This window comes from Streptomyces sp. SM1, assembly GCF_002910825.1.
GTDB classification, from domain to species: domain Bacteria; phylum Actinomycetota; class Actinomycetes; order Streptomycetales; family Streptomycetaceae; genus Streptomyces; species Streptomyces okerensis.
This window is the reverse complement of record NZ_NEUB01000764.1, coordinates 1-2,778: the sequence shown is the minus strand read 5'-3', so window position 1 is coordinate 2,778 and position 2,778 is coordinate 1. Positions and strand designations below refer to the sequence as shown.

Here is a 2,778-nt window from a genome sequence, read left to right as displayed (position 1 = left end):
CGCCGTCCTTCTCCATCTGTTCGGCGATCTTCATCGCCTCCTCGATCAGCGTCTCGACGATCTTCGACTCGGGAACGGTCTTGATGACCTCACCCTTCACGAAGATCTGCCCCTTGCCGTTGCCGGAGGCCACACCCAGATCGGCCTCCCGGGCCTCACCCGGCCCGTTGACGACACAGCCCATGACAGCCACCCGCAACGGAACCTCCATACCCTCCAGCCCCGCCGTGACCTCTTCCGCCAGCTTGTACACATCGACCTGGGCGCGGCCGCAGGACGGACACGAGACGATCTCCAGCCGCCGCTCCCTGAGCCCCAGCGACTGCAGGATCTGGATCCCCACCTTGATCTCCTCCACCGGCGGAGCCGACAGCGAGACCCGGATGGTGTCCCCGATGCCCTGCGACAGCAGCGCCCCGAAGGCGACCGCCGACTTGATCGTGCCCTGGAAGGCCGGGCCTGCCTCCGTGACGCCGAGGTGCAGCGGGTAGTCGCACTGGGCGGCCAGCTGACGGTAGGCCTCGACCATCACGACCGGGTCGTTGTGCTTGACGGAGATCTTGATGTCCCGGAAGTCGTGCTCCTCGAAGAGGGACGCCTCCCACAGGGCCGACTCGGCCAGCGCCTCGGGAGTCGCCCTGCCGTACTTCTGCAGCAGACGCCGGTCCAGCGAACCGGCGTTCACACCGATACGGATCGGGGTGCCGTGGTCCCTGGCCGCCCGGGCGATCTCCTTGACCTTGTCGTCGAACTGCTTGATGTTCCCCGGATTCACCCGCACCGCCGCACACCCGGCCTCGATCGCCGCGAACACGTACTTCGGCTGGAAATGGATGTCCGCGATCACCGGGATCTGCGACTTGCGGGCGATGGTCGCCAGCGCGTCCGCGTCGTCCTGCGTGGGACAGGCCACCCGCACGATCTGGCAGCCGGAAGCGGTCAGCTCCGCGATCTGCTGAAGCGTCGCCCCGACATCGGACGTACGCGTCGTCGTCATCGACTGCACGGACACGGGGGCGTCCCCGCCCACCGCCACGGACCCGACCTGGATCCACCGCGACGCGCGCCGCTCGGCGAGCGGCCGCGCGGCCGCCTCGGGCATTCCGAGGGAGACGGCGGTCATGGCCTCACTCCCGGTTCCCGGAGACCGTCTCGCGCAGGGCGCGCAGCGACTCCTTGAGCGATCCCATGGTGGCGAGGACGGCGGTGGGTTCGTAGCCGCAGTGCGCCATGCAGTTGGCGCAGCGCGGGTCCTTGCCGCGGCCGTACTTGTCCCAGTCGGTGTCCTCGATCAGCTCCCGGTAGGTCGGAACATAGCCGTCGCTCATCAGGTAACAGGGGCGCTGCCAGCCGAAGAGGGAGTAGTTCGGGATCGCCCACGCGGTGCACGGGAAGTCGACCTTGCCCTCGAGGAAGTCCAGGAACAGCGGGGAGTGGTTCAGCCGCCAGCGGCGGCGGTTGCCACCGGCGAAGGCCTTCTTGAACAGTTCCCGGGTCTGCTCCACGCCCAGGAAGTGCTCCTGGTCGGGGGCCTTCTCGTAGGCGTAGGCGGGCGAGATCATCATCTCGTCGACCTTGAGGTCGTCGTTGAGGTAGTTGAGCACCTCGACGACGGTCTGCGGCGTGTCGGTGTTGAAGAAGGTCGAGTTGGTGGTGACCCGGAAGCCGCGCCGCTTGGCCTCCTTGATGGCCTCCACGGCCTCGTCGAACACGCCCTCCTTCGCGACGGACTCGTCGTGCCGCTCCCGCAGGCCGTCGATGTGCACGGCGAACGCGAAGTAGGGCGAAGGGGTGAATCTGTCCATCTTCTTGCGCATGAGCAGGGCGTTGGTGCACAGGAAGACGTACTTGCGCTTGGCCACGAGCTGGCGCGTGATCTCGTCGATCTGCGGGTGCATCAGGGGCTCGCCGCCGGCGATCGACACCATCGGTGCCCCGGACTCCAGGACCGCGCCCACGGCCTGCGCGACGGGCATCCGCTGCTTGAGCACCCCGGCCGGGTGCTGGATCTTGCCGCATCCCTCGCACGCGAGATTGCAGGCGAAGAGCGGTTCCAGTTCGACGATGAGCGGGAACTTGTCCCGCCGGCGGAGCTTCTGTTCGGCCAAGTATGTAGCGACCTTGATGGACTGACGCAGCGGCATGGCCATCTGGCTCACCTCCTGGGGAGCAGCAAGGAACGGTGCCATTCATAGAAAGCCGGAAGTACGGATCGAAGGACACGGAAAGCCGATATTCCACCGCGGACCGTGCCGATGCGGACCAGTTCGTGCTCTGGAGCGTCCACGACCACCCGGACGGCCGCAACCGGGCGCTCGCCCGTCCGGACGGCGCTCAGAAGCGTGGCCGCCGATTCCATGTCGACCGCGATCGCGCCGGTGGCGAGCAGACCGGACCGTTCCTGGCCGCGGACGACGTGGTCGGAGCCGGTGAGCGGGCCGGTGTGGACGGTGCGCCCGGGCACCGCGCGCACCAGTTCCCTGACCAGCAGTTCGGTCCCGACGCAGGGGACGCTGCCGCGCGGATCCCGGGTCTCCTCGGCGACGACCAGGTCGCCGGGGTGCATGCCGGGAGCGAGCCCGGCGCAGAATCCGGTGGCCAGGACGGCCGCGTCGCGCAGGGCCGGGCCGGTGAGCATCCGGGTGACGGAGCGCTCGGCGGCCGCCGGGCCCATGCCCGTACGCAGGACGGTGACCGGCCCGCCCGGAGTGCCCCGCTCACGCCTGCGCAGGGCGAACTGCTCGATGCCGAGCGCGCAGGCGATCAGCAGCGGGGCCG

The 2,778-nt window shown here is 68.6% G+C and carries 3 protein-coding genes; all 3 read right to left on the bottom strand.

What is annotated here, in order from left to right; genetic code table 11:
* On the bottom strand, positions 1–1,123 hold a 1,123-nt coding region (gene ispG, locus B9S61_RS23055; protein WP_103543976.1), incomplete at its 3' end, for a flavodoxin-dependent (E)-4-hydroxy-3-methylbut-2-enyl-diphosphate synthase.
* Positions 1,124–1,127: 4 nt separating this feature from the next.
* Positions 1,128–2,150 (bottom strand): adenosyl-hopene transferase HpnH, encoded by a 1,023-nt coding sequence (hpnH, locus tag B9S61_RS23050; protein ID WP_103543975.1) that lies wholly within the window; start codon positions 2,148–2,150, stop codon positions 1,128–1,130.
* 5 nt (positions 2,151–2,155) lie between these two features.
* Positions 2,156–2,778: 1-hydroxy-2-methyl-2-butenyl 4-diphosphate reductase (locus tag B9S61_RS23045; RefSeq protein WP_103543974.1), on the bottom strand; the 623-nt coding region annotated here is incomplete at its 5' end.

What these genes read in the sequence shown, in the direction of transcription:
- hpnH (WP_103543975.1), bottom strand. Translation starts at nt 2,150, where the DNA reads ATGGCCATGCCGCTGCGTCAGTCCATCAAGGTCGCTACATACTTGGCC.